The sequence below is a fragment of the Loktanella agnita genome (assembly GCF_046640325.1).
Classification (GTDB): domain Bacteria; phylum Pseudomonadota; class Alphaproteobacteria; order Rhodobacterales; family Rhodobacteraceae; genus Yoonia; species Yoonia agnita.
Window position 1 is genome coordinate 18,061 of record NZ_JBJMBF010000025.1, and the last position, 23,260, is coordinate 41,320.

Annotated in this window: 23 protein-coding genes and 1 pseudogene; 11 read left to right on the forward strand and 13 right to left on the reverse strand. The window is 56.4% G+C overall.

Going from position 1 to position 23,260, the window contains the following annotated elements; all coding sequences use genetic code 11:
- Positions 1 to 2: 2 nt before the first annotated feature.
- From ACJ5NV_RS19205 to ACJ5NV_RS19230, 6 genes are all read right to left on the reverse strand, one after another.
- Positions 3 to 137, reverse strand: coding sequence for a hypothetical protein (locus ACJ5NV_RS19205; protein ID WP_411646341.1), 135 nt, complete (start codon positions 135 to 137; stop codon positions 3 to 5).
- 15 nt (positions 138 to 152) lie between these two features.
- Positions 153 to 932, reverse strand: coding sequence for a TIM barrel protein (locus ACJ5NV_RS19210; protein WP_411646343.1), 780 nt, complete (start codon positions 930 to 932; stop codon positions 153 to 155).
- A gap of 1 nt (position 933) precedes the next feature.
- Complete coding sequence (locus tag ACJ5NV_RS19215; protein ID WP_411646344.1) at positions 934 to 1,152, reverse strand: hypothetical protein; 219 nt, start codon at positions 1,150 to 1,152, stop codon at positions 934 to 936.
- A gap of 12 nt (positions 1,153 to 1,164) precedes the next feature.
- Positions 1,165 to 1,317 carry a hypothetical protein gene (locus ACJ5NV_RS19220; protein ID WP_411646345.1) on the reverse strand — a complete coding sequence of 51 codons (153 nt, stop codon included), beginning with the start codon at positions 1,315 to 1,317 and terminating at the stop codon, positions 1,165 to 1,167.
- Between the two features lie 392 nt (positions 1,318 to 1,709).
- The gene (locus tag ACJ5NV_RS19225; RefSeq protein ID WP_411646347.1) at positions 1,710 to 2,798 is read right to left on the reverse strand and encodes a Gfo/Idh/MocA family protein; all 1,089 of its coding nucleotides are present in this window, start codon (positions 2,796 to 2,798) and stop codon (positions 1,710 to 1,712) included.
- A 3-nt stretch (positions 2,799 to 2,801) separates the two neighbouring features.
- Positions 2,802 to 3,512, reverse strand: a complete 711-nt coding sequence (locus ACJ5NV_RS19230; protein WP_411646349.1) for a GntR family transcriptional regulator — start codon at positions 3,510 to 3,512, stop codon at positions 2,802 to 2,804.
- Between the two features lie 103 nt (positions 3,513 to 3,615).
- On the opposite strand from ACJ5NV_RS19230, the gene ACJ5NV_RS19235 reads away from it, so the two are divergent.
- Genes ACJ5NV_RS19235 through ACJ5NV_RS19260 form a run of 6 tightly spaced genes read left to right on the forward strand, consistent with a single transcriptional unit; the run spans position 3,616 to position 9,594 of the window.
- Positions 3,616 to 4,770, forward strand: coding sequence for an LLM class flavin-dependent oxidoreductase (locus tag ACJ5NV_RS19235; RefSeq protein ID WP_411646351.1), 1,155 nt, complete (start codon positions 3,616 to 3,618; stop codon positions 4,768 to 4,770).
- Entirely contained in the window at positions 4,770 to 5,654 is an 885-nt protein-coding gene (locus tag ACJ5NV_RS19240; protein ID WP_411646352.1) for an aldo/keto reductase, read from the forward strand. Before ACJ5NV_RS19235 ends, ACJ5NV_RS19240 begins: the two co-directional genes overlap by 1 nt.
- Complete coding sequence (locus ACJ5NV_RS19245; protein WP_411646354.1) at positions 5,651 to 6,136, forward strand: flavin reductase family protein; 486 nt, start codon at positions 5,651 to 5,653, stop codon at positions 6,134 to 6,136. Before ACJ5NV_RS19240 ends, ACJ5NV_RS19245 begins: the two co-directional genes overlap by 4 nt.
- A gap of 57 nt (positions 6,137 to 6,193) precedes the next feature.
- Positions 6,194 to 6,949 (forward strand): TRAP transporter small permease, encoded by a 756-nt coding sequence (locus tag ACJ5NV_RS19250; protein WP_411646356.1) that lies wholly within the window; start codon positions 6,194 to 6,196, stop codon positions 6,947 to 6,949.
- The gene (locus tag ACJ5NV_RS19255) at positions 6,949 to 8,490 is read left to right on the forward strand and encodes a TRAP transporter large permease (RefSeq protein WP_411646358.1); all 1,542 of its coding nucleotides are present in this window, start codon (positions 6,949 to 6,951) and stop codon (positions 8,488 to 8,490) included. The genes ACJ5NV_RS19250 and ACJ5NV_RS19255 overlap by 1 nt, the downstream gene beginning before the upstream one ends.
- 42 nt (positions 8,491 to 8,532) lie before the next feature.
- Positions 8,533 to 9,594, forward strand: coding sequence for a TRAP transporter substrate-binding protein (locus ACJ5NV_RS19260; RefSeq protein ID WP_411646360.1), 1,062 nt, complete (start codon positions 8,533 to 8,535; stop codon positions 9,592 to 9,594).
- Between the two features lie 507 nt (positions 9,595 to 10,101).
- Here ACJ5NV_RS19260 and ACJ5NV_RS19265 read toward each other — a convergent pair.
- From ACJ5NV_RS19265 to ACJ5NV_RS19285, 5 genes are all read right to left on the reverse strand, one after another.
- Complete coding sequence (locus ACJ5NV_RS19265; RefSeq protein ID WP_411646362.1) at positions 10,102 to 11,238, reverse strand: sensor histidine kinase; 1,137 nt, start codon at positions 11,236 to 11,238, stop codon at positions 10,102 to 10,104.
- A complete protein-coding gene (locus tag ACJ5NV_RS19270) occupies positions 11,235 to 12,239 on the reverse strand; it encodes an ATP-binding protein (RefSeq protein WP_411646364.1) in 1,005 nt (334 codons plus the stop codon). The genes ACJ5NV_RS19265 and ACJ5NV_RS19270 overlap by 4 nt, the downstream gene beginning before the upstream one ends.
- Positions 12,236 to 12,586 carry an ATP-binding protein gene (locus tag ACJ5NV_RS19275; RefSeq protein WP_411646366.1) on the reverse strand — a complete coding sequence of 117 codons (351 nt, stop codon included), beginning with the start codon at positions 12,584 to 12,586 and terminating at the stop codon, positions 12,236 to 12,238. Before ACJ5NV_RS19275 ends, ACJ5NV_RS19270 begins: the two co-directional genes overlap by 4 nt.
- Before the next feature lie 61 nt (positions 12,587 to 12,647).
- On the reverse strand, positions 12,648 to 13,001 hold the full coding sequence (locus ACJ5NV_RS19280) for an STAS domain-containing protein (RefSeq protein ID WP_411646368.1): 354 nt from the start codon (positions 12,999 to 13,001) through the stop codon (positions 12,648 to 12,650).
- Position 13,002: 1 nt separating this feature from the next.
- Complete coding sequence (locus ACJ5NV_RS19285) at positions 13,003 to 13,878, reverse strand: STAS domain-containing protein (RefSeq protein WP_411646370.1); 876 nt, start codon at positions 13,876 to 13,878, stop codon at positions 13,003 to 13,005.
- A gap of 179 nt (positions 13,879 to 14,057) precedes the next feature.
- Here ACJ5NV_RS19285 and ACJ5NV_RS19290 point away from each other — a divergent pair.
- The 3 genes and pseudogenes from ACJ5NV_RS19290 to ACJ5NV_RS19300 all read left to right on the forward strand — a co-directional run.
- Positions 14,058 to 14,261: pseudogene (locus ACJ5NV_RS19290) on the forward strand (IS481 family transposase); the annotation flags it as partial.
- Between the two features lie 204 nt (positions 14,262 to 14,465).
- A complete protein-coding gene (locus ACJ5NV_RS19295; RefSeq protein ID WP_411646372.1) occupies positions 14,466 to 15,110 on the forward strand; it encodes a DsbA family oxidoreductase in 645 nt (214 codons plus the stop codon).
- A gap of 102 nt (positions 15,111 to 15,212) precedes the next feature.
- Positions 15,213 to 16,409, forward strand: coding sequence for a multidrug effflux MFS transporter (locus ACJ5NV_RS19300; RefSeq protein ID WP_411646374.1), 1,197 nt, complete (start codon positions 15,213 to 15,215; stop codon positions 16,407 to 16,409).
- Between the two features lie 63 nt (positions 16,410 to 16,472).
- Here the strand turns inward: ACJ5NV_RS19300 and mfd are convergent, their stop codons facing one another.
- Together mfd and ACJ5NV_RS19310 are read right to left on the reverse strand one after the other, a co-directional pair.
- On the reverse strand, positions 16,473 to 19,919 hold the full coding sequence (gene mfd, locus ACJ5NV_RS19305) for a transcription-repair coupling factor (protein ID WP_411646375.1): 3,447 nt from the start codon (positions 19,917 to 19,919) through the stop codon (positions 16,473 to 16,475).
- A 39-nt stretch (positions 19,920 to 19,958) separates the two neighbouring features.
- Positions 19,959 to 20,483, reverse strand: a complete 525-nt coding sequence (locus tag ACJ5NV_RS19310; RefSeq protein WP_411646377.1) for a component of SufBCD complex — start codon at positions 20,481 to 20,483, stop codon at positions 19,959 to 19,961.
- A 123-nt stretch (positions 20,484 to 20,606) separates the two neighbouring features.
- Here ACJ5NV_RS19310 and hemB point away from each other — a divergent pair, with 123 nt between their 5' ends.
- Both hemB and ACJ5NV_RS19320 read left to right on the forward strand, forming a co-directional pair.
- Positions 20,607 to 21,605 (forward strand): porphobilinogen synthase, encoded by a 999-nt coding sequence (gene hemB, locus ACJ5NV_RS19315; RefSeq protein WP_411646379.1) that lies wholly within the window; start codon positions 20,607 to 20,609, stop codon positions 21,603 to 21,605.
- 160 nt (positions 21,606 to 21,765) lie between these two features.
- A complete protein-coding gene (locus ACJ5NV_RS19320) occupies positions 21,766 to 23,088 on the forward strand; it encodes a methyl-accepting chemotaxis protein (protein WP_411646380.1) in 1,323 nt (440 codons plus the stop codon).
- The last annotated feature ends 172 nt before the right edge of the window (positions 23,089 to 23,260 follow it).

Genomic DNA, 23,260 nt, shown 5'->3' on the forward strand with positions numbered 1-23,260 from the left:
TATTACGTGGTCAGCTTTTCAGCGTTCTGCGGCATAAAATCCGAAATCGCCGCCAATGCGCTGTTGGGATTCGCGGTGATCGCTGTTGCATGTACGCCCGCGATGCGACCAGCGCCAAGGAGTCCGACTTTGATCATGCTCAGGATCTTTCATTAGAGTTCAAGCGTAAAGGCCGCACGGAACGCCGCGAGCGCGTCATCCGCATTGTCTTTGGCATAGGCTTCCATACAGACGGTGCCGTCATAGCCCATCGTGTTCAAGGCACGTGCAATCATCGGCCAGTTCATTTCACCTGTGCCGGGCTCGTGGCGACCGGGGTTGTCGGCCACTTGCACTTCGCCGATCCATGGCAAACAGGCCTGCGCGTGCCGGATCACATCCCCCTCGCCCACCTGCGTGTGGTACAGATCAAGATTGATGCGCAGCTGCGGGCGATCCACAGCCGACACGAGGTTCAGCACGTCGGTTGTTGAATTGAACGGGCATCCGGGGTGGTCGCGCAGATTGAGGTTTTCGAGTGTGAAAACAACGTCTTCCTCTTCGGCCATTTCACAGATCCGGTGAAGGGTATCGCGCGCGCGCAGCCACATGCCGGGGGCCACATGAGCGAGCTGTTGGATCGGCAAGCCTTTATCGTCCAGCCCTGTCCCATGCAGGTTGAGCCGGTCCACCCCCAGACGTTTTCCGACCTGTATGGTTTCGCGGGCGGATTTCAGCAGCATCTTGGCCCCTTCGGCATTGGCCAAACTGCCCTTGAGATAGCCGTTCATGATAGTGAAATGCGCGCCAGTCTTTTCCAGCGCCTCCAGATCCCACGCGGGCCAGTTCCACAGCCCCACACCGAACCCCAATTCATGCAGGCGCGCCGCCCGCCAATGCACAGGTTTGTCCTGCCAAAGCATTTCCGCACAAGCGGCAAGCTGGAACGCCATATCAAATATCCTGCAATCTAAAGTCGGGTTCCGCGGTCGGCATATCGCCCTGCGATAGCGTGGCGATTTTTTCCAAACCTTCAAGCGTGTTGAGAAGAATATCTTTGTGCTTTATCGACAGCACCGCCGTCAACAGCCTGTAACAGAATTTCGGGCACCCGTCCGCGCCGAGACCATGTGCCCTGTCAAAGGTGACGACAGCAACCGCCAAGACGCGCATGGCGCAACTGACTTACGAGAACAGCATACCGCCGTTGATGTCGATATTCGTGCCTGTCATAAAGGCGCTGTCGTCACAGGCTAGGTGTTTGATCCCACAGTTTGATGGTGTGATCCGTGCACTGAGAACCAGTGCCATTGCAGTCGTGGTTAGGTTTTTAGTCATGGTCTTCCTCCCTTTACGTGATCTCAGGTCCTCCGCCCGAGTTTAGGTCTTGGTCGCAAATTTGAATTCGTGGATGCGGACACCGTAAGTCCCTCCGCCCAAAATCTTGCTTGCCACTCCTTCGCAGCCGTCAGACAGCATTACAGTGTAATGAACAGTTTCTTCCTAAGTGCACCAAGAAGCCTCAATCCGGTCGTGCCGGCAGTCATGCCACATCTCGACATGGCCAAGCGCGGGTAGAATTGTCGGCGCCAAAAGCACCCGGTCAAAACCCGCCGCCTCCTCCATCGGCTGAACGCCAACGACGTTGCTGTACCTGCCCTGAGTTGCTGCATCAGCAATTGCTGCGTCGGCAAAAGACAGGGAAGTCCGCATAGTTGACCTTCACAACTCTAAATTATCACCGCCTGTCCCGTGCGCGCGCTTTCTTGGGCGGCGAGGCCCATAGCAACGGCCTTCGCACCGTCACTCAGGGTCACCTCAACCCCGCCCATTCCGCGCACCACGGCATGAAACCGCTGGTGCTGATAAAACGTTGATCCGTTGTGATCCCCCGCCGCAAGCAAGGCCGGATCAACAGGGATCTCAGCGACAATCGGACCCTGCGGTGCGCGGGGTGAGATGATAACCTGTGGCACGGGCGCAGGCCCCAGCTTAGCCGGCCAAAAGCGCCCCGGTCCGGGAACCAGACATTCAATCTTACCCTTCGGGCCAACGGCGCTGATCTCTTCTTGATAACGGCTCCCTTCAGCGAACATGCACAGTTCAAGCATCGCGCGGGCACCGCTATCGAAATCCACGATGACATAACCCGCATCCCAAATATCCGGGACTTCGCCGTCGTAAATCTCGTCTAGATGATTGTTCACCTGCCCCGCACTGGCCATCACCCGAACAGGCTCCGCCTTAAGGATATGGCGCATCAAATCAAAGAAGTGACAGCATTTTTCAACCAGCGTCCCGCCGGTGTTCGCGTTAAAGCGGTTCCAATCACCGACCTTGGGCAGGAACGGAAAGCGATGCTCGCGGATGCTGAGCATTTTGACACCGCCCGTCGCCTGTTCTGCCTGTTCAATCAAGGCAGCAACGGGCGGCATATACCGATATTCCATCGCGACCCAAACGGGATGGCGATAGCCCTTAAACAACGCATCAAGGGCAGCTTTATCGCTCGGGTCCGTAAACAGCGGCTTTTCACATAAAATGGGTAAAGGACGCGTCGCAACAATCTGCGCCAATTGGGTCGCGTGCAAATGGTTGGGGCTGACAATCACGATGGCATCAAGAGTTTCATGGGCCAACAGCGCCTCAAGCGAGGGCGCAACAACCGCATCACCCGCCAAATCCGCACAGCTTTGGGCCAGTTCTTCAACAGGATCATAAACCACAGACACGCGGCCCTGGGGCAAAAGGTTAATGTTCAAGATATGCTCGCGCGCCATCATCCCGCAGCCGACAATCCCGTAATTGACCATATCCATAAGTCAGCTCTTTCCTAGACGTGAGACGTAGTTGATTTGATGAGGGTCAAACCAAGTCATTGAAAATTCAACAATTTCACCAGTTTGTGCGCGGCCCGTGCGTTCAATATATCCAGCCATATCCCCCGCCTTTAGGCCAAAGCGCCCATCCACCCAAGACGGCACAGACGCTATATTCACACGGTCCTCGGCCGAGGTGATGACGATCCCCAAAACGTCCGAGTAATAAAGATAAAGGCTCTCGGAAACCGCGTCCTTATCCACAGCATCCGTTACGGCCCCATCAAGCCAGATTTCTTCCATCGCGGCCGGAACACGATCCATGAAGCGCAACCGGCGAAACCGGAACCCATTTGGGCTGCGAAATCTAGCCTGAGCGGGGGCAGCCATGTGGTCAATCGACAGGACTTCAGCCGTAGGCAACCCGCCGCCCTGCAATCTCTCAATCCGCAGAAAACTATAAACAGAGCTCACATCCGCGCGCGCACGGACGTAATTGCCCGATCCCTGAACCCGCTCAAGCAGCGCTTTTTCCACCAAAACCTCTAGGGCATGGCGCAGGGTCCCGACAGCAATGCCCAAGCTTTCAGCCAACTCTCGTTCAGGCGGCAAACGCGCCCCATCCGCCAACCGCCCTGACGCAATATCACGGATCAGCAATTCTGCGATCTGCACATATTTAGGAAGCGCGCTAGGGCGCTGACGATCCGACATCTTCACCCTCCTCGCAGCGGTGATATGAAATTGATACAGGATTGATGCACCACATTTTGGATGCTAGGCAAGAGGGAATACATCACTTCTAGGGGGGAGAATCATGACAGTCGTTCCAGTGACCAGCCCGGACCTCGACGCAAGCGAGGTCTCTTGGTTTTCCGCCCTATGTTCAGATGACTATGCCTATCTCGGCGTGCCTGATGGCGCGCTCAGGTCGTCTTGGGAACACTGCCGCGACATCGTGCTTGAGGCCGAGGCCCAAGGCTTTCGCAATGTCCTCGCCCCCTCCTCATTTCAAGTCGGCCAAGACACGCTGAGCTTTGTGGCCGGTATGGCGCCCCTGACCGATCGCATCAATATGCTCGCCGCTATTCGCTGCGGTGAAATGCAGCCGATCATGCTGGCCCGCACCGTCGCGACGCTTGATCACATGATGAAAGGCCGTCTGACCCTCAACATCATTTCATCTGATTTTCCCGGTGAAGTCGCTGAATCCAGCTATCGCTACCAACGCTCCCGCGAGGTGATTGAGATCCTCAAACAGGCGTGGACGCAAGACGAAATCAACCACCAAGGGCAGGTTTACCAATTCGAGGGCGTCCCCACGGCCCCCGCCAAACCCTATCAAACAGGCGGCCCACTGCTGTATTTCGGCGGCTACTCTCCCGCAGCCCTCGATCTGTGTGGTGAGCATTGCGATGTCTATCTGATGTGGCCCGAACCCGAAGAAAACCTTGCCCAGCGGATGCGCGATGTAAATGCCGTGGCCGAGAAATATGACCGCACCCTAGACTATGGTCTGCGCGTCCACATGATCGTGCGCGATACCGAAGCCGAAGCCCGCGAATATGCAGACCATTTGGTCAGCAAGCTTGACGATGAATACGGTAAGTTGATCCGTGACCGCGCCCATGACAGCATTTCCCTTGGCGTCGCCCATCAAGCCAAGGCCCGCGAACTGGCGGATAAATTCGGCTATGTTGAACCAGGCCTTTGGACAGGCGTTGGTCGTGCGCGGTCAGGCTGTGGTGCGGCTTTGGTCGGGTCAGCCGACCAAGTCCTTAGCAAAATCGAAAACTACCGCAAAATGGGCATCCGCAGCTTTATTTTCTCGGGCTACCCCCATATCGATGAAGCCAAGTATTTTGGTAAACTCGTAATGCCCCAGCTTAAGACCTGCTCACTGCCCCATGCGTATGGTCGTGTCCCAGACGGCACGCCCGCAACCCCTCTTGGAACTGGACCACGTATTTAATGGAACGCATATCCCTTGCCCCCGATCTGTCTTTGTCACGTATTGTCTACGGTATGTGGCGTCTTGGGGATGTCGACGACACCTCTCCCAAGACCGTGCAAGCCAAGATCGAAGCCTGCCTGGAACAAGGCATCACAACCATGGATCAGGCCGATATCTATGGCGGCTACATGGCCGAGGAAATCATGGGCGCAGGGCTGACCCAATCCATCAAAGACCAGATCGAAGTTGTAACGAAATGCGATATCCTCATTCCGGCCGGCCGCTATTCTGACGTCCCGGGGAAATACTACGACACCAGCCGGGATCATATCCTCGCCTCTGTCGATCATTCGCTGCGACTGATGGGCATTGATAAGATCGACGTGCTGCTGATCCACCGCCCCGACCCCTTGATGGACCACCATGAAACAGGGGCCGCCTTGGACGAAGTCGTGGCCAGCGGCAAGGTGCGCAGCGTCGGTGTATCCAACTTCAAACTGCATGACTGGACGCTGCTGCAATCGGCGATGAAATCCAAACTGGTTACCAATCAGATCGAAGTATCCCTGACCGCCCATGACGCCCTAACCAATGGCGATCTGGCTTATCTGCAGGAACGCGCCATCCCGCCAATGGCGTGGTCACCTTTGGGCGGTGGCGCGCTAATGACCCAAGACACGCCGCTGACGGCCGTCATGGATGAAGTCGCAAATGCAAATTCTGTAGACCGCGCCGCAGTGGCTGTAGCGTGGCTACTGGCACATCCAGCCAAAATACTGCCCGTTATGGGAACCAATAATCTCAACCGCATCAAAGGCTTCTCGGACGCTCTTACAGTCGATATGTCGCGTACCACCTGGTTCAAACTCTATGAGGCCGCCCTCGGCCATGAGGTTGCGTGAACACATTTGACCCAACCCTGGATCCGCGCGCTTTTCGTGACGCTTTGGGCCAATACGCGACTGGCGTGACTGTTGTGACGGTCCCTTCTCAGGAAGGGCCGATTGGGATCACGGCCAACAGCTTTGCCTCGGTCTCACTCGATCCGCCGCTGGTCTTGTGGTCCCCGGCAAAATCCTCGCGCAGGTTTAACTACTTTTCCGCCGCGCAAAACTTTGCGATCCATATTCTGGACGCCAACCAACAAGATATCTGCAACGGTTTCGTCAAAGACAAATCCGCCTTTGCGGGGCTTGATTGGGACGTGGGCGACCACAATGTCCCGCTAATCAACGGATGTCTGGCACGTTTCAGTTGCCGCCTACAGGCTGAACACGACGCGGGCGATCATACAATTATTGTCGGTAAGGTCATCTCTGCAAGTGCCCGGACCGGCACACCCTTAACGTTCCAGGGAGGGCGTTACGTCTCGATAGAAACCTGAATACTGGACTGTAAGACTTTGATGAGTATACATAACCACTGACTGGGAGGGCAAAACGTGGGAGGAAGACTGGCGGTCATTGCAACGGCATTGGGCTACGGTGCCCTGCTGTTTATCGGCGCCTTTGAAGACCGCCGCGAAGCCTTTGCCGACACCTTTGGCATCGGCGATATGGCCTTTGTTGGAATTCTTGCCACCGTGTTCTGGCTGATCTGCCTCGCCCGCGCGCCCCAAGCCGCCCGCGCCCACAGTGTGATCAACGAAACGCTCCATGTCGCCTGCAAATGGATCTCGATCAGCGCATTGATCCTCATGGTCTGCTTCATCCTTCTGCAAGTCTTCATGCGCTACGCCCTCAACGACGCCCCTAACTGGACAGAAGAAGCCGCACGGTTCGGAATGCTTTGGATGACAGGGCTTATGGCGCCAATTGCCTACCGCCACGGGGGCTTTGTGGCCATTGATATGCTCGAACGCGGCCTGTCCGGACGTCTCTCTGCGATCTTGTCTTTGGTCCTCCTTCTCATGTCCATCGTCGTGCTGCTGGTCATGTGGGACAAGGGGCTGAACAACCACGTTGATACCATGTCCGGTCGCGGTTGTTCTTCCACCCTGCGCTGGCCCTTTGGCATTGAGATCGGCAAATGCGGCCCCAAATTCAGTAGCTATTACCAATTCCTTGCTCTTTGGGTCGGGGTGAACCTGCTAATCCTCGTCGCCGTAGAACTGATCCTGCGTCAAGGCCTGAAATTATTCGGCAAAGACGCCGGCCTCGCCCCCTTGGGCGATGACAACATGGCGAGTGCATCCTGATGTTGATCTGGTTCCTCCCGCTCTTTTTGGTCATCTTGATGATCGGCACACCGGTCGTCTTTGCACTGTTGTTCGCGCCGGGTTTCATGACATGGGCCACGGGCAATGAACGCGACCTCGCAATTCTGTATCGCAATGTTTACAACGGGATAGATAGCTTTCCTCTCATGGCCTTGCCGTTCTTCATGCTGGCCGGTGAAGTGATGAACCGCGGCGGCATCACCACACGACTGGTCGAATTTTCCCAAGCCTTCATGGGCCATCTGCGCGGTGGGCTGGCACAAGTGAACATCCTGTCCTCCATCCTCTTTGCGGGCCTGTCAGGCTCGGCGGTGGCCGATACATCGGCACTTGGCTCAACCCTAATCCCAGCGATGGAAAAGAACGGCTACTCACGCAAATTTGCCGCCGCCATCACCGCAGCCTCAAGCGTTATCGGGCCAATCATCCCCCCCTCAGGCATCATGATCATCTACGCCTATGTCATGGGCGAAAGCGTCGCGGCCCTGTTCTTGGCGGGCATCGTGCCGGGCATTCTGGTCGGAGTGGGCCTGATGGTCATGGTGCGCCTCATGGCAGATCGTTATGATCTTCCCAAGGCCGAGCGGATCGTGACCAAAAACCAAACGATCGCCCCGATCGAATACTGGCTGTCGTTCCTTTTGCTGCGCATCAATCTCGCAGGATTGCTCTATGCCGTTTCGTCCCTTTTGATCACACTGTTCACGGGACCTCTTGAGGTGAATGGCTGGATCGTTGCCCTGTGCATGGTGATCCCAGCCCACCTTATCTTGGTCGCCATACGCAGCCGTGTCAGCGCCGATTTCCGCACCGTCTGCAAAAAAGGTGTCGTGCCTTTGCAAACCCCCATCATCATCTTGGGCGGTATCCTGATTGGCGTGATGACCCCGACAGAAGCCTCAACAATCGCCGTGGCTTATGCGCTCCTCGTCTCGGTTTTCGTGCTGCGATCCCTGACATGGGCCGACTTCTTTGACGTGCTGCAACGCTCTGCCCTCACCTCCGCTGCCGTCCTCCTGCTGGTCGGTGCAGCCGTCGCATTCAAAACCATCGTCGCCACATCCGGCGCGGCCACCACAATAGCCGACGTGATCCTTGGATTGTCAGAAAACCCGCTCATCCTGCTGTTCCTGATCAACATTCTGCTGTTCGTCGTCGGCATGTTCCTAGACGCGGGCCCCGCCATCATCATCCTTGGACCCATCCTTGGCCCCATCTTCACGGACATCGGCGTCCACCCTGTGCATTTCGCCATCATCATGTCCGTCAACCTTACCGTCGGACTGGCCACCCCACCCATGGGCCTTGTGCTTTTTGTGGCCTCGACGGTCAGTCGCGAAAAGGTTGAAACCATCGCATGGGCAATCCTTCCCTTCCTCGCGGTCGAAGTGATTGTCATCTTTCTTATCACATTCATCCCACAAATTTCGATGACAGTGCCCTATCTCGCGGACTTCCTCGGATGCCCGCCAGACAGTGGATACATGGCTTGCATTAGCCCAGGTCCACCAACAAACTGAACGCAACAACCAAGCATCACTCAATCTGGGAGGATTAGACACATGATGAAATATCTTGCAACGGCTGCCACTATCGCAGCCTACACACTGGCCGCAGCGCCCGTAGCTGCAGATGGCCATGCCATCACCCTGCGCGCCACGGCGAACTCCAATGAAAACGACGAAGACTATGACGGTCTGATTGTGTTCAAAAACTACGTTGAATCCGCCTCTAACGGTGCGATCAACGTTGAACTTTTCATCGGCACGCAGCTGTGTTCCACCGGTGCGGAATGCCTCGAAGGTGTGTCTGAAGGGTCCATCGACATCTACATCTCAACCTCTGGCGGGGCCGCTGGAATCTTTCCATATGTGCAAGTCCTCGACCTGCCGTACCTAATGTCCGATGACCGCGTTGCTGAAGCCGTCCTTCAAGGCGATTTCGTGCGCACCATGCGCGACATGGCTTTGGAAACATCCGACGACACCATTCGCCTGATGACTATCGGCAACACCGGCGGCTGGCGCAACTTTGCCAACACCCAGCGTCCCGTCATGACGCCTGCTGATATGGAAGGTCTCAAGATCCGAACTGTTGTGGCTGACCTGCCTCAGGAACTCGTGCGCGCCCTTGGCGCGTCCCCAACGCCGATCCCATGGCCTGAACTGTTTACGTCCTTCCAGACAGGCGTCGTCGAAGGCTCCAAAAACGGCATCACCGACATCATGGGGATGAAATTCCCGGATGCGGGTCTGCAATACGTCACGCTGGATGGTCACGCCTACATGGGTGCCCTTTGGTGGATGAACAACGAGCGTTTCACTAGCATGGACGAAGCCCAACGCCGCGTCATCGTTGATGGCTTCTATGCGCTTCAGCAGGCAACCTTCGCCTCCCCCAAGCGTAAATCGATCCAAGCCTACGCAGACTTCGTCGCAGGTGGCGGCAACCTTTATGTGCCAACCCCTGAAGAGAAAGCCATGTTTGCCGAAGCCGCTGCCCCGGTGCAGGATTGGTTCCGCGCCAATGTCGATGGTGGTGATCAAATCCTCGACGCGCTTATCGAAGCTGTCTCCGAAGTCGAAGCCGACCTCGCCGAAGGCTACGAGGCCGACCTGAACTAAGCGTTCACTAGTTTGAAAAACGAAAGGGCCGTCCCCAGTATTGGGACGGCCCTTTTTTGTCTCAAGCGGCTAAGGTCTTGTGTGGATAGATCCTGATTAGCAAGATAATTTTGAGCAAATTTCGTGCATTTGTCAGAGGCAGTCGTGTGTCGGTTTGCGGCCTCGCATGATGTCAGCTCCTCAAATCCAGCTTGTCGCGACGTAGACGCAAGCGGTAAACCGTTCGCAAACTAGAGCGTTCCGGTTTCGAACGGCATCTGGCGAATGATAAATTGAATTCGCACAGATTCACCCAATCCATTTCTGTCAGTTCCTTTTGCAGGCTTCGTCTGAATTCAAGCAGAAATCCATTCGTGAGCTGTTTCGAAACGAACCTTCTGCTGTGGCAAACGCAATGCTCGCTTTGACACGCAAACGCCAAAAATAATTGCTCCGCTTTAAACGATACTTGTTAACTGAAACGAAAACAATTTAGGAACTTTGCACAAATTCCAATTTGCACGAAAGCTAGTGAGTGGGCGAAAATATGATCTGCACGGTCAAACCGTCGTCCCCTGTCACATTCAAGGTTGCATCGTGCTGAAAGCTCAAGGCCCGGATTAACTGCCAGCCAAGTGAACTTGATCGCTCTGGGCGGCTTGCGCCTGGGGCCAGGCCGACGCCATCATCAGAAACTTCCAGCTGCATGCCGCCTTCGGGTGTAGGCGTCAGATTCACCGCGATTTCACCATCTGTGCGCCCGCTGAACGCATGCTTATAGGCATTTGTGATGAGTTCGCCAACGATCAGGCCAATGTCGAATCCAAGTCTGCCATCCAACTCTAGCTGACTGCAATTTACGTTGATACGGATATTCATATCCGGTGCGGTGAACGCGCTCTCTGCGTTTGCCGCCACGGCGTGTAATAGGTCCTCTGCCATCAAAGTTCCCGCATTTGCGGATTTCTGCATCAGTTTATGTGCGTTGGACAGGGCGCCAACACGTGTTTCAAGCTGGCTGAGAACAGTTCGCGTTTCGCTATTGGACGCGTGTGATTTTGTCATTCGGATAAGCGCCGAAATCAGTGCTAAATTATTTCCCGTCCGATGGTGCATTTCCTTCAGTATCATATCGCGATCGGCCAATGTTTCCAAAAGCTCGCGGTTTTGCTGTGTGAGCGCCGCCGCCGGATCCGTCGACTCAATATCTTGGAGCGCATCTGTCGCCTCGCGCACGAGGGTCTCAGCGCTGATCAGTAAACTCGCAGATCGGAAGGTGACGTTGATCTTCGTACCCTCGCTACCGGTCTCAACGTGGAATTGTTCCGCAATCCGCTGAACACCGCGCAGACCCAATCCAAGGCCACCTGTCGATCCAGGTGTGGCCGCACCCTCCAAACGATCGCTTGGAATGCCGCGCCCCTGATCCAGTACAGACAATGAAAGAGCAGGACATCCCTTGACCTCTGCAATCGCGAAGCTGGCCCGCCCTTTGCGGCCATGCTCAATCGCGTTGCGACCGAGTTCAACAATCGCGGTGACCGTCCGCGTATGCTCGAACGTACTGAATTTCAAAACCTTGGTGAGAGCCATCGCGACGTCGCGAAGCCGGACGATATCCGCGCTTTGTTCCAGCCGAACAGTGGTCAGTCGGGCTGTCTTCATCCAAGAGACCCTCCTGCTGATAGCCGCGCGACAACAATGCTGGCATCGTCGCGGCCGCGAAACGCACGGTCGAGCAGGAAGCCCGCGATGAGAAGCGGGTTGCGGTGCAGCAGCCCAGGGCGAAGATGATCATCCCGCAATGTCTTGAGCCCATCGCTATGCAAAATCACCAAATCCCCCGGCGCAAGTTGAACTTCGTCCTCAAACCCACGGTTTGGTGCGCCACCGACGCGACCGTCGCGGACCGCAAACCGCCTGATACCTTGACCGCTGATGCAGATCGTTGAAATGTTACCTAGCCCGGCGTAGCTGAGTTTCATCTCTTGCGTATCTATCCGGATCATCGAGGCCACGGAACCGCGTGTCCCGACGAGGCTGCTGGTCGCGTGCGCCAATGTCTGCATCGGGTCGCCAGAGATTGCTATGGCCGCCGCAATCAGTTCTGCCGCAGCCTCGGCCGCGCGGCTGCCATGCCCCAGCCCGTCGCAAAGCAGAATGTCCGTCAACCGTGGTGTCTGGCGCAACAACCAGTCGTCGCCGCAAACCTCTTCGGCCGGGTGGCACACGCGTAGGCCAGCGACGTCGACGGCGGTCGAGATCGGTGTATTCAGCGCGTCAAATGTGCATACGATTGTGGTGCCATCTTCGGTAGATGTGAAAATGTCAAAACTGTCCGAGAGTCGCCGGATAGCACCCAGCCCCATGCCAGCAGAGTCAGTTGAGCTTGCACCGTCCAGAAACATCCGGTCGACATCCATGATGCCAGGCCCGTTGTCAGAGAAGAGCAAGACAAGCCGCTCGAGTCCCGGATGGCGGATCACTTCAATCAGCGCTCGCCCGCGGTCTGCATAACGCAGGATGTTGGTTGCTGCCTCGGTTACGACGATTGCCAGTTCGTCCTGCCGCAAGTCCGACAGCCCAATCTGGGTGGCGTAGCGACGGGCCAAGCGACGTATCGCTGCCACGGCGCTGCGGTCATCGATATCAATCCAACGTTTCATAGCTTTGTGCTCATCCGCACGAATGTACCGTTACCCGGCTCTGTCACGATCTCAAAGCCATGTGACAAGCGACGCGCCCCCCCAAGCCCTTTGCCCAGCCCTCTGCCTGTGGTGAACCCGTCCATCATTGCTCGCTCAATATCCTCGATTCCTGGCCCTTTGTCGCGGCACTCCACAACCAGATATTGCGCGCGGCTGTCAAGGCAAACGCAAATCTCACCCCCTCCGCCATGCACGATAACATTTCGTGCGATTTCGCTGACCGCTGTCGTGAAGCGTGTGACTTTAATAGTCGAAACGCCGTGTGCCTTCATTTCGCGCGCCACCATTTGACGCGCGGCGACCACGTCGCGACTTTCCTTCAGGGCTAACCGGGCAAGCAGCGTCGGAGGAGATGGCTTGATTGGGTCAGCCACGCCGCAATTGAGACAGAGCGTGGGTGAGGCTAAGCGCGGTCTTGGTTTCCGGCAGATACATGCCAAGTTCGACAAGCGTGACCGAGACCGCCGGCCGCATCCCGACGACATATGTCTCGGCGTCCAGAAGCCGAGAGATACTGGCAAGCTGCGCAATAATCCGGCCCACAAAAGTGTCCACGATCTCAAGCGCGCTGATGTCTAGGATCACACCGCGCACCGTTTCATCCGCGATCCTGTGAGACAGGGTATCCTGCAGGTCCATGATCTCAGTATCGGTCACATCGTCCTGGATCGACACCAGCAATGCGTCCTCGACAAGATGGATCGAGGTGACAGCCGACATCTCAGGCGTCCCGTGTCTTTTGGATCGAATAGCCGACCGTCTTAAGCGCGTCAGCTAGTGCGGTACGGATGCTTGATCTGGTGGAAACTGTGCCCACATCAATGCCGAGTTGCACCATGGTCTGCGCGATCATTGGACTGATGCCGGAAATGATGCATTCGGCCCCCATCAGGCGGACCGCCGCAGCGGCACGTAGCAGGTGTTGTGCGACCTGCGTGTCCACAGTGCCTACACCAGTGATGTCGACAATCACAACCTCGGCCTGCCGATCGAGAATAGTCTGAAGAAGGTTTTCCATCACTTCCTGCGCGCGAGCGCTGTCAAGCGTACCGATCAGCGGTAGGGTCAACACCCGGTCCCACAGCTCCACCACCGGGGTCGACAGCTCAAGCATTTCTTCGCGCTGACGTTCGATGATCTGTTCGCGCTCGGCGATAAAGACCTCATTGGTGTAGATTGCGAAGGCATCCACCAGACGAGTGACCAAAAGAACCTCTTGGATTAGCGCTGCCGGATCGTCTTTCAACTGCGTTTCGAGCTGCTTGAACAGCGGGGCTTTCAGCGCCAGTACAAAGGTCGCCATCTCGGTCGGGGTCACACCACGGCTGACACGATCTTTGGTGACATCGGCGAGCACCGCGCGCAGATCTTCCCATTCGGCATCTGTAAAGTCGAAATCGCTGTCCACCGTCGCGTTGCGCACACCCTTTGAGAAGCTCTTCAGCAATTCAGCATTCTGCGCCCGGCTTTCGTCATCCGAGAACAGGTCAGATCGCTTAACCCCCTCACGCACCTGCGTGCCAAGCCATGCCTCTACAATCTTGGAAAAGTCGCTTTCGAGAATCTTTATGATATTTGCGGTGGCAGACTGGGGCATTTACGGTCTCATGTTATTTTCCTGACTGCAAATACGCTTTTATTCTCTGTCCAGTCAACGAAGTAATACAAGTGTTCAGCCCCAACGACTTGGACATCTATGTGTTTGATCCCACGGTTTGATGGTGTGATCTTTCGTTGGACTGGGAGGAAGCACTATGGGACAAATTCATCATCGGTGCGACAGTCACAAGGTATCACTACGACAGCCACGAAGAGTTGCGCAGCCATCTCAGCGACGTCCTGGACGCCTATAACTTCACTCGTCGGCTCAAGACGCTTAGCGGTCTCACGCATTACGAATACACCTGCAAAATCTGGACTTCACAGCCAGAGCGATTCATCCTAAATCCGATCCACAAGATGCCGGGACCGAACACATAGGACTGACGCTGACTACTCACGCAGCCCGCGTTTTGTACTCATGCTCAGGCCACGCATCATTGCAACCTTTTACGTGGCCACAGACGTGATAGACCCACCTTAACTTGGCGCATTGCGGGCGAAAGAACGGACGCCCTTATCGTCACACACACCCTGCCACGCGGGGCCAATGAAAAGTGCTGCAGCACGAATGGGAGACCGCGTATGGTCAAACTTGATATCATTTCCGATCCGATTTGCCCATGGTGCTATATCGGCAAAACCAATCTGGACAAGGCACTGGAACAGTTCCCGGATCACCCGTTCACCGTCGAATGGCACCCATTCCAACTGAACCCGGACATGCCCGCTGGCGGAATGGACCGGCGTGCCTATCTCGAAGGTAAATTCGGCGGGAAAGAAGGTGCCGTGCAAGCCTATGCGCCCGTGGTCGAACACGCCGAAAAATCCGGCGCGCTGATCAATTTCGACAAGATCGAAAAAACTCCAAACACCATTGACGCGCATCGGCTGATCCATTGGGCCGGGATCGAACATCGGCAAAGCTTTGTCGTTGACCTGCTTTTCAAAGCCTATTTCGTTGACGGGCGCGACATTGGCAGCCACGAAGTACTGGCCGATATCGCCGACACGGCCGAGATGGACGCAGCCATGGTGACAAAACTGCTCGCCTCTGATGCCGATACGGCCGACATTCAGGCCCGCGATGCGCATAGCCGCAAGATGGGGGTGACTTCTGTCCCCACATTTATCGTCGCAAACCAGCATGCGGTGCCCGGCGCGCAACCGCCTGAGACTTGGGTCAAGATCATTGGCGAGATCATGGAACAGCTGGATCAGGCCGAATAATGAACCTAGCGCTGCCATGGCAAATTGACGACTGGCACGGGGTGACGCGCGCGCCGTAAAGGGGCGGCTGCCGCCCTGACCTATCACTGTCTGGATTTGACCATGAAACGTATTTCCCAAACAGAGTTCATCGCCCTGATGGCGATGCTCTCAGCCACCATCGCGTTCTCGATTGATGGCATGCTTCCGGCCCTACCCGAAATCGGGCAAGAACTGACGCCTGAGAACCTCAATCTGGCGCAGCTGATCCTGACCAGTTTTGTGCTGGGCATGGGGCTTGGCACGATGTTCACCGGCCCGCTGTCCGACCGTTATGGGCGCAAACCCATTATTATCGGCGGTACAATCCTATATATCATCGGCTGCATCGCCGCATGGCTGGCGTCGAACATCGAGATCATGCTGGCAGCACGGGTCGTTCAGGGGCTCGGCGCCGCGGCACCACGTGTGGTTGCCATGGCGCTGATCCGCGATCTGTATTCCGGGGCCAATATGGCGCGAATAATGTCCTTCGTCATGGTCGTCTTTTCCATGGTGCCAGCGCTGGCACCTACGCTGGGGCACTATATTATGCTGGGCTTCGGCTGGCGGGCAATCTTTGCGGCCTTCATACTCTTTTCACTAATCGCCATGCTCTGGCTCTGGTGTCGCCAGCCAGAGACACTGGCCCCCGAAAACCGCCGCCCCCTCAGCACCAAGGCCCTTGGCAGCGCCGTGGCAGAGATGTTCGCGCATCCCACCGCGCGCCTGTCGATCCTGATCCAAACGCTGACCTTTGGAATGCTCTTCATCACGCTGTCATCCACCCAGCAGATTTTCGACATCACCTTTGGTCAAGGCGGATACTTTCACCTTTGGTTCGGCGGGATCGCTATTGTCGCGTCATCTGCCAGCCTACTGAACGCGCGGTTAGTGGTACGGGTCGGCATGCGTGCGATCATCAAGGCGATGTACATGGCGCAGATCGTGATCACACTTGTGATGGTCGGGATCACCCTGCTGAATGGCCCCTACTGGCTAGCCTTCGGCATCTATGTTTTCTGGACTGCCTCCAGTTTCTTTCAGGCCGGGCTGACCATCGGCAATCTCAACGCGCTCGCGATGGAAGACATGGGCCATATCGCAGGTCTCGCAGCCTCTGTTATCGCAGCGGTGGCAACGGTAGGCGCTGTGTTCATCGCCGTCCCGGTTGGGTTGATGTTCGATGGCACACCAATCCCGATGGGTATCGGCATGCTGATCTGCGCCAGCCTCGCGCTTTATCTGACAACGCGGATCAAGCGGCCCGGCGAAGCGTGACAATAGGCAGAGGTCCCGGATCGGGTCCGGGACTGCGTTGCACACGGTGGCGGCGCTACGCTCCTACTTTGCTTTCTTCTTTTCCTGTGCCAGCTTGCTTGCCAGATCCCGTGCGATGTTGAACGCGCCTTGGATTTTTTCGCGCTCTTTCTCCCAATCTCGACGGATGACGATCTTATTGTCCTTCACCTTTGCCGTGCCGCGCTGATCATGGATAAACGCCACCAACCCCTCGGGCGAGGCGAATTTGTCATTGTGGAACCGGATCGTGGCGCCCTTGGGCCCCGCATCCAACTGCGAAATCCCGGCGCGTTTGCACATCGCCTTGATCCGCACCACCAGCATCAGGGTGTTCACCTCTTTCGGTAGCGTCCCGAACCGGTCGATCAGTTCCGCTGCAAAACCTTCCAGTTCCACCTTGGTGGTCAGCTCTGACAAGCGGCGATAAAGGCCAAGACGCACATCCAGATCGGGCACATAATCTTCGGGGATCAGCACCGGCACGCCCAGATTGATCTGCGGCGCCCATTGGCCATCGTCGATGATACCTTCTGCCGCACCAGACCGGATCGCTGCAATCTGATCTTCCAACATCTGTTGATACAGCTCGTACCCCACTTCGCGCATCTGGCCGGACTGTTCTTCGCCCAACAGGTTGCCCGCACCGCGAATATCAAGGTCTTGGCTGGCCAGGGTGAACCCAGCCCCAAGACTATCAATCGACCCCAGCACCCGCAGGCGTTTTTGCGCGGTATCCGTCAGTTTCTGGCGCGGTTTTGTCGTCAGATAAGCATAGGCGCGGGTCTTGGACCGGCCTACGCGGCCCCTGATCTGATAGAGCTGCGACAGGCCGAACATATCGGAACGCCAGACAATCATTGTATTGGCGGTTGGGATATCCAGACCGCTTTCCACAATCGTCGTGGCCAGCAAGACATCATATTTTCCGTCGTAAAACGCGTTCATCCGGTCGTCGAGCTCACCCGCCGCCATTTGGCCTGTGGCGCTGATATAGCTGACTTCGGGCACTTCGCGTTTTAGCCAGTCTTCCATCTCGGCCATATCCGAAATGCGCGGCACGACCACGAAACTCTGCCCGCCGCGGTAATGCTCACGCAACAACGCCTCGCGCACGGTGATCGTGTCGAATTCGCTGACATAGGTGCGGATCGCCAGTCGGTCGATGGGCGGTGTGCCGATGATCGACAGGTCGCGGACGCCCGATAGCGACAATTGTAGCGTACGCGGGATCGGTGTGGCAGTCAGGGTCAGCACATGCACATCGGTGCGCAACTGCTTAAGCCGCTCTTTATGCTGTACCCCGAATTTCTGTTCTTCATCAATGACTAGTAGGCCAAGGTTCTTGAACTTCACGCCCTTCGCCAACAACGCATGGGTGCCCACCACGATATCAACCGTACCTTTGCTGATCCCATCACGTGTCAACGCAGCATCCTTGGCGGACACGAACCGCGACAAAGGCCGGACATTGACGGGAAAGCCCCGGAAACGCTCTGCAAAGCTTTGATAGTGCTGGCGCGCCAACAGCGTGGTCGGTGCGATAATCGCCACCTGAACGCCTGATAGCGCCGCGACAAAGGCCGCGCGGATCGCCACCTCGGTCTTACCAAAGCCCACATCGCCGCAGATCAGCCGATCCATCGGACGACCGCTGCCCAGATCCTCTAGTACATCGGCAATCGCCGCCAGCTGATCATCCGTTTCCGCGTAAGGAAAGCGCGCTAAGAATTGATCCCACATACCATCCGGTGGGTCCAGCGCGGGCGCTGTGCGCAGCTCGCGCTCTGCTGCAACACGGATCAGCCGTTCGGCGATCTGGCGGATACGCTCTTTCAGCTTGGCTTTCTTCGCTTGCCACGCGCCACCGCCCAATTTGTCCAACAGGCCCGTTTCGTGGCCGTATTTCGACAGCAGCTCGATATTCTCGACTGGCAGATAAAGCTTTGAATCCTCAGCATACTCCAGCAGCAAACATTCATGGGCCGCACCCAATGCGGTCACCACCTCCATCCCGACAAAACGACCGACACCGTGATCCACATGGACTACCAAATCACCGGGTGCCAAACTGTTGGCTTCGCTCAGGAAATTCTCGGCCCGGCGTTTACGCTTGGTCTGGCGGATCAACCGGTCACCCAGCACATCCTGTTCCGAAATCACGGTCAGACCGGGGGCTTCATATCCGTGGTCCAACGGCCAGACCGCCAGATGCAGCCCCCGTTTGCCGACGCGGCTGAAATCTGTAACAGGGATTGCCTCGGCGATCCCCTCATCTTCGATCAAGCCTTCCAGCCTCTCGCGCGCGCCTTCGGAATAGGACGCGACCACCACCGGCCCAGAGTCCAGCGATGCGCGAATATGATCGGCCAAGGCACCAAAAAGACTTAAGTTTTCCTGCTGCCGCTCCGGTGCAAAATTGCGCCCCGTGCGTCCACCCGCGTCAATCACACCGGGACCAGTGGCCTGTTTGTTTGGCGAGAATTGCAATACGCGCTTATCTGCAACCGCAGCCATCCAAGCCGCATCATCAAGATAGAGCAGCTCTGGCGGCGCAGGCTTATACACGCTATCCATCCGGCCCTTCCGGCTTAACGCGTGCATCCGCGTGCCATATTGGTCCTTGATGCTATCCCAGCGCGCCAGCCGCATTGGCGTCATCTGGTCATCCAGTGTCACTGTCGCGCGGGGTAGGTAATCGAACAGCGTTTCCAAATCGTCCTGAAAGAAGCCCAGCCAATGTTCGACCCCGGCATGTTTGCGGCCTGCCGACACAGCCTCGTAAAGCGGATCATCAGTCCCTGCCGCACCGAATTCGATGCGATAGTTCTGACGAAAACGCGTGATCGCGGCCTCATCCAGAATGACCTCTGACACTGGCGCCAGTTCCACCTCGGTCAACTTCTCTGTGGTCCGCTGCGTTGCGGGATCAAAGCGGCGCGCACCATCCAGCACATCGCCAAACAGATCCAGCCGGACCGGCCCGGACTGCCCCGGCGGATAGATGTCGATGATCCCACCGCGCACAGCATAATCACCCGGTTCCATCACTGTAGGACTTTGGGTAAAACCCATACGCACCAAGAAGTTGCGCAGCGCATCTTCATCCACGCGATTACCTACAATCGCGGTAAACGCAGCCTCGCGCAGCAGACTGCGCCCCGGGACCCGCTGGGTCGCCGCCGCCAAAGATGTCAGCAACACAAAGCGTTCGGGCATCCCGTGGGCCAACGCGGCCAGCGTTGCCATGCGGGATGCTGAAATATCGGCGTTGGGGGACACGCGGTCATAAGGCAGACAATCCCAAGCGGGAAAAGTAAAGACCGGCATATCCGGCGCAAAGAACGCAAGCGCAGCCTGCATCGCGGCCAGACGTTTGTCGTCGCGCGCGACATGTATGACAGGGCCGCCCTTTGCGGTCTCTTTCAGGATCAGCTGCGCATCGAACCCTTCCGGTGCACCACTGACAGTAAAATGTTTGGGATCAGACATGCAGGCTGAACTACCGCGCGGCGCGGACATGTCAACTGCTCAATAGCCGACAGGGACCGACAGGTTGAAATACATACCATACATCGCCGTGAAAAAGATCGCGACGACACCAATGCTCTGGATGATCAGCCGCAGGTGCAGCAGTTCCTTGATCAGAACCTTCCCGGTAGGCTGCTTGAGCTCATATTGGTGGCTTTTTCGCAAGTTCATCACCGCAACGATCGTTACAGGCAACATCAGCAACAGAATGCCCTGCGCCAATTCGCTTCCGTAATAAAACGCCATCATCGCGATACTGCTCAGAATAAAGGCCACAAACGCAGACAACCACAGCCCTGCAATATGGCTCAACTGCATCAGGCGGCGCACATTGATCGCCACAAGCTGGTCCAGATCATGGGCAGCTGCGCCGCCTTCTTTGCGGGCCCGATAGATCATGTCAAACGGAACCCCGATGATCCAGTGGCTAAGCACTGACCATGTTACCCCAACCGCGAGCCAGTACCAAATATTGGAAAAGGTCCGTAAATCGATGACATGAAAAACCGCGTTATTCCAATGCACTGTTTTGAAGACTCATTTTTGTGACTGATGGACGGGACACTAGCGCCGCGATCCGCCCTTGCCCAGACTTGTGAAGCATCTAAATCCATGCAACCAAGCTCGTAAATGCAGAAAGGCTCGGCCATGGACCCGATCATCGCTCCCTTCCCCGCCGCGCGGTTGCGCCGGATGCGCAACTCACCCGCCCTGCGCGCGCTCTCACGGCAGAACACGCTGACGGTCGATGACCTGATCTGGCCGGTTTTTGTCATGGATGGCAAAGATGATGAAACGCCTGTGGCCTCCATGCCCGGTGTCAGCCGCAAGACAGTCGACCGGATCGCGAAAGCGGCCGTCGAGGCACAGTCCCTCGGCATCCCCGCCATCTGCATCTTTCCCTACACCGGTATGGACGCGCGGACCGAAGATTGCGCCATGGCCTGGGACCCGGACAACCTGACCAACCAGGCCATTCGCGCCATCAAGGATGCCGCCCCCGATATCGCCGTGATGACAGATATTGCACTCGACCCTTATAATACCAACGGGCACGACGGCTTTGTTGAAAACGACGAGATCGTGAATGATCGTACGGTCGCGGCACTGGTCAAGATGGCATTGGCGCAGGCCGATGCCGGGGCCGATATCCTTGGTCCGTCAGACATGATGGACGGGCGGATCGGCGCGATCCGCACAGCGCTCGAGGCCGAAGGACACCATAACGTAACAATCCTCAGTTATGCCGCCAAATATGCATCAAGTTTCTACGGTCCCTTCCGCGACGCGGTCGGTGCATCAGCGGCACTGAGCGGGGATAAGAACACCTATCAGATGGACCCCGGCAACAGTGATGAGGCATTGCGCCTCGTGGCCCGTGACCTTGCCGAAGGCGCGGATATGGTCATGGTCAAACCCGGCATGCCTTATCTGGATATCTGTCGACGGGTCAAAGACAGCTTTGGCGTGCCCACTTATGCCTATCAGGTGTCAGGCGAATACGCGATGTTGCAGGCTGCAGCGCAGAACGGCTGGCTGGATGGTGAAAAGGTCATACTGGAAAGTTTGCTCAGCTTCAAACGGGCGGGCTGCGATGGGGTATTGACCTATTTTGCACCGGCGGTGGCGGAGGCGCTGAGGCGCTGATTTTGGTGCGGTGTCGGCAAAATGTCACAACACCGTCAGGCATCTGAAATGCGCGTGCGGTAGCGCAGAAGCCACAGCTCTGTTTCCGCTGATAGATCAACACTCTGGTAACACCTCTGCACTAGGAACCGAACGTCATGTGTTTCTATGCGGAGGGTCAATGTACTTTTTCTCAAAATCCAAAACGGATGAAACCATCCGTGACCCCCTTTTGGAGATGATTGACCGGACGCAAGCTGTCATTCGCTTTACTGTGGATGGCAAGATTATCACCGCGAATGAAAACTTTCTAAAAACGCTCGAATATCGGCTACCTGAAATCGAAGGCAAACATCACAGCATTTTCGTCGATCCCGATTACGCGCGGTCATCAGAATATCGGGATTTCTGGTCAAAACTCGAAAAGGGTGTCACGTTCACCGATCAGTTTCCACGGGTCACCAAATCTGGCAAGATCATCTGGATTCAGGCGACTTATTCAGGCGTATCCGGACCGGATGGCAAGATCGCATCTGTGGTCAAAATCGCGACAAATATCACCAAACGCCGCAGTGCAGTCAGTGAAATTGGCAAGGCGATGGTCTCTCTTAGCAATGGCAATCTGACGCATAAGCTGCATCATTTTGACGTACCGGACCTCGACGAAATTGGCACCACATATAACAAAGCGACGCAGCGGATGGATGAAATCCTGAAAACGGTTGCAGACGTCGCCAACCAAGTGCGCACGATCAGCCAGCAAATGGACAGCGCATCAATTCAGCTATCACAGCGTACGACGTCACAGGCGGCCACATTGGAAGAAACCGCAGCCTCGCTGGAAGAGCTAACCACAACAGTGAAATCTTCAACGGAAAGCGTTCAGGATGCTGAGCAACTGGCCGCCGCGACTGTCGCCAGCGCCCGACAAAGTGAAGAGATCGTAGAGCGGTCAATGAATGCAATGGCCGAAATCAAAACCTCCTCGACCGAAATTTCCAAAATCATCTCGGTGATTGACGACATCGCATTCCAGACGAATTTACTGGCCCTCAATGCCGGGGTCGAGGCCGCCCGCGCAGGCGAAGCCGGGCGCGGCTTCGCGGTCGTCGCGTCAGAGGTACGGGGTCTCGCCCATCGGTCTCAAGAGGCCGCAGGAGAAATCAAATCCCTGATCGGGCGCAGCAGCGATCAGGTCGCGCGTGGTGTCGATCTGGTGAACAGCACCGGAAACGAACTCAAAAATATCATTCAGAGCATCGGCACGATCAGCAGCACGATGAGCAACATCAGCGAAGGCGCCAAAGAGCAATCCATCGCGCTCAACGAAATCAACACTGGCGTCGGACATCTGGATAACGTCACCCAACAAAATGCCGGTATGGTGGACCAGATGGCCCAATCCAACACCAGTTTGCTGACCAATGTCGAAAACCTGATTTCGCAAGTCGTGCAGTTCCAAACCTCCGGAGGCAAACCGGTACAATTCCGCCGTGCGGGATGATTTGGGGCGGTAATCTCTACGAAATTTAGGTCTGCCTGAAAGTATATCCCAAATCCTACCGGCGCGAGCCGGTAGTGGTTTAGTGCAGGCACCGCCTAGAGCGTGTCGCGTGTTTTCAGATTCAGGATTCCCAGATCACGTATGATGTGATTCCCTATGCTTGGCGCAGATA